At 74.9% G+C, this 3,564-nt stretch carries 3 protein-coding genes; all 3 read right to left on the minus strand.

What is annotated here, in order from left to right; all coding sequences use genetic code 11:
* Positions 1 to 178 precede the first annotated feature (178 nt).
* The 3 genes from ACWGB8_RS38175 to ACWGB8_RS38185 all read right to left on the minus strand — a co-directional run bounded on the left by ACWGB8_RS38175 (position 179) and on the right by ACWGB8_RS38185 (position 3,427).
* Positions 179 to 1,702 carry a CoA-acylating methylmalonate-semialdehyde dehydrogenase gene (locus tag ACWGB8_RS38175; RefSeq protein ID WP_452218249.1) on the minus strand — a complete coding sequence of 508 codons (1,524 nt, stop codon included), beginning with the start codon at positions 1,700 to 1,702 and terminating at the stop codon, positions 179 to 181.
* Positions 1,703 to 1,916: 214 nt separating this feature from the next.
* Positions 1,917 to 2,786 (minus strand): nucleotidyl transferase AbiEii/AbiGii toxin family protein, encoded by an 870-nt coding sequence (locus tag ACWGB8_RS38180; RefSeq protein WP_452218250.1) that lies wholly within the window; start codon positions 2,784 to 2,786, stop codon positions 1,917 to 1,919.
* Positions 2,787 to 2,890: 104 nt separating this feature from the next.
* Entirely contained in the window at positions 2,891 to 3,427 is a 537-nt protein-coding gene (locus ACWGB8_RS38185; protein WP_452218251.1) for a hypothetical protein, read from the minus strand.
* Between the last annotated feature and the right edge of the window lie 137 nt (positions 3,428 to 3,564).

A 3,564-nucleotide genomic window follows, 5' to 3' on the forward strand; every position in this document is an offset into this window, starting at 1 on the left:
AACACGATGCGGATCAGAAGTGGTGTTCCTGTGGATTGGCCGCCCCGGGACCGTCCGCGCCGATGCGTGTCCGGTGCTCCCTGCCGAGCGACTAGAAAACACTACGCCCATCGGGCCGTCGATGCAAACGGCGGCGGCCGACCCCGGGCGGGGCCGGCCGCCGCGCGTCGCGCGCGGTTCAGCTGTTGGTGGGGAAGCCCAGGTTGATGCCGCCGTGCGACGGGTCCAGCCAGCGCTGGGTGACCGCCTTGCCGCGGGTGAAGAACTGGACGCCGTCCGGGCCGTACGCGTGGGCGTCGCCGAAGAGCGAGGCCTTCCAGCCGCCGAAGGAGTAGTAGGCGACCGGGACCGGGATCGGCACGTTGATGCCGACCATGCCGACCTCGACCTCGTACTGGAAGCGCCGGGCGGCGCCGCCGTCGTTGGTGAAGATCGCGGTGCCGTTGCCGTACGGGTTGGCGTTGATGAGGGCGAGGCCCTCCTCGTAGGAGTCGACGCGCACGACGGAGAGGACCGGGCCGAAGATCTCGTCGTTGTAGACGGACATGCCGGGCTTCACGTGGTCGAAGAGGGTGGGGCCGAGCCAGAAGCCGTCGGAGGTCGGGGCGCCGTTGGCGTCCTCGGCGGTGATCGGGTGCTTCCGGCCGTCCACGGCCAGCTCGGCGCCGTCGGCGAGGCCGGACTCCACGTACGAGGTGACCTTGTCGCGGTGCTGGCCCGTGACGAGCGGGCCCATCTCGGAGTCGCCGTTGCAGCCGGGGCCGACCTTGAGCGTGGCGATCCGCTGCTTGATCTTGTCGACCAGTTCGTCGCCGATCGGGTCGACCGCGACCAGCACGGAGACGGCCATGCAGCGCTCGCCGGCCGCACCGAAGCCGGCGTTGACGGCGGCGTCGGCGCTGAGGTCGAGGTCGGCGTCGGGGAGGACCAGCATGTGGTTCTTGGCGCCGCCGAGGGCCTGGACGCGCTTGCCGTAGCGGGTGCCGGTCTCGTAGACGTAGCGGGCGATCGGGGTGGAGCCGACGAAGCTGACCGACTTGATGTCGGGGTGCTCCAGCAGCCGGTCGACGGCGGTCTTGTCGCCGTGCACGACGTTGAAGACGCCGTCCGGAAGCCCGGCCTCCTTCCACAGCCCGGCGAGGAAGTTGGCGGCGGACGGGTCCTTCTCCGAGGGCTTCAGGACGACCGTGTTGCCGGCCGCGATGGCGATCGGGAAGAACCACATCGGCACCATGGCCGGGAAGTTGAACGGCGAGATGACGGCGACCGGGCCGAGCGGCTGGCGGATCGAGTACACGTCGATGCCGGTGGACGCCTGCTCGGTGAAGCCGCCCTTGAGCAGCTGCGGGATGCCGCAGGCGTACTCGACGACCTCCAGGCCGCGGGCGATCTCGCCGAGCGCGTCCGAGTGCACCTTGCCGTGCTCGGAGACGATGATCGAGGCCAGCTCGTCCTTGCGGGCGTTGAGCAGCTCGCGGAAGGCGAACAGGACGGTCGACCGCTTGGCGACCGAGGCCAGGCGCCACTCCGCGAAGGCCGAGGCGGCGGCGGCCACGGCCTGGTCGACCTCGGCGATGCCCGCGAAGTCGACGTGGCCGGCGACCTGGCCGGTGGCCGGGTCGAAGACGTCGCCACGGCGGGGCGCGGCACCGGCGGTGGCGACGGACGCGCCGCCGATCCAGTGGGTGATGTGCTTGCTCAAGGTCCTATGCCTCCGAAGTCCCGGGCGGCACCTCTGCCCGTTCCCCCCGGCTGCGGCGCGGCCCGGACGGGCCGGGCGGCGGCGGGGAGGCACGGGGCCACCGCGCTCACGGACCAGTCTGGTCGGAGCCGCGGCCCGCCTCAACGAACAGGCTGACGGTGATCCGGGATTCAGCCTTACAGGTCGTAGGCGGCGTCGCCCGATCGGGGGAACCTCAGCGCTCCTCGTCGTCCTCCAGGTACGGATCGTGCAGGCCGTCGGCGCACTCCTGGGTCTCCAGCAGGTCCAGCCGCAGGTCCTGCGACCAGGCCAGCGCCCAGCGCTTGAGCGCCCCGACGTCCACGCCGGTGCCCCGCGCGCGGAACCGCCCGTCGGCGGCCTCGGCCAGCGTCTCCAGCCGGTCGGCGAGCGCGGTCGGCTGGAAGTCGGCATCGAGCGCGGTGGCCAGGGCGAGCAGTTCGCCCTCCCGGTAGACGGCGGTCAGCGCGTGGACGTCGACCAGGTCCCGCGGGACGCCCCGGTCGGCGAGCAGCACGGTGGCCAGCGCGGCGGCGTCCTCCAGCGCCACCACCGCGACCGGGACCGGCGGCACGTCCTCGGCCGGCACGCCCGGGGACAGCCCGCCGCCGGAGGGCCCACCGCCGGACGGCACGTCGTCGGACGGACCGGCCGGCTCGCCCGGCGCGGCGAACTCCAGCCGGACCGGCCGGTGCCCGAGCGGTTCCTTCCGCAGCTCCACGGTGTGCGTCCGGCCGCCCAGGGTGAGCCGGACGGAGAGCTGTTCCAGCCGCGGGGTGCCCGGCCGTTCGACCGCCTCGGCGCCGGCCGCGCGATAGGCGGCGGCCAGTTCGGCCGCGGCGGCGGGCAGCTCGGTGCCGCCCGGGGCCGTGGCGCCGGTGGTCACCAGGGTCAGCCCGTCCTGCGGGCAGGCCGCGATGCCGTGGGCGCGCAGCGCGTGGCCGCCGGCCAGGGCGAGGCCGAGCCGGTCGCAGACCGGGCGGGCCAGCTCGGCCAGCCGCTGCTGGGCCGGGCCCGGGCCGAGGGCGGCGTCGAGGGTGCCGGGGGCGTCGGGGACGGTGGTCACGGTTCCAGTCTGGCGCGGCCGGCCGCCGCCCGCGTGCCACGTCCACCGGGCCCGGCCCGCCTTCGCGTCACGTCCACCGGGCCCTCCCCGCCCGCGCGGCGGGGTCAGCCGCCGGTGAGCCGGGCCGCCGCGTCGTGCAGGGCGAGTTCCAGCAGGACGGGGTCGTTGAGCCGTCCGCTGCCGTCCGGGGGGACCAGCCAGCGCAGGCCGCGGCAGCGCCGGACGGGGTGCGGGACGGCGATCCAGGTGCCCTCGCCGGCGCACCGCACCCCGGTGCCGAGCCAGCGGGCGGCGGTGCCGACGGGGACGAGGAAGCCCACGCCGCCGTCGGAGAGGTCGGTCAGCACCGGACCGCAGTAGCCGTTGTCGAGGAGGTCGACGGTGGGGTGGCCGAGGCGGCCGGGCACCGTGAGGACGTCCCAGCGGCGGCCGGCCGGGAGCAGGGCGAGGCCGAGGCCGGTCCGTTCCCAGGTGCGCCGGCAGGCGTCCGGGTCGTCGGCGGCCCGGCTCAGCCAGTCCAGCGCGGCGGCGCCGCCCGTCCCCCCTCCCGTCCCGCCGCCGTACGCTCCCCCGCCGGTGCTGCCGGGACCGCCGGTGCTGCCGGTGCCGCCGCTGCTGTTTGTCGTGCCGTTGGCCGTCATCGTGGTGTCCCCGTCCTCCGTACCGGTGCCGCTGGTCGTGCGGCGGGAACGCGAGGACCCGCCGCCACCAGGGAGAGGTGGACGGCGGGTCTCTCTTACACGGGTCGGCCGCATCCGTCGGCGCAGCGGCCGACGGA

This window comes from Kitasatospora sp. NPDC054939, assembly GCF_053610105.1.

Excerpts from the sequence above, each read along its gene's own strand:
- ACWGB8_RS38185 (WP_452218251.1), bottom strand. The coding sequence starts at position 3,427 with ATGACGGCCAACGGCACGACAAACAGCAGCGGCGGCACCGGCAGCACC.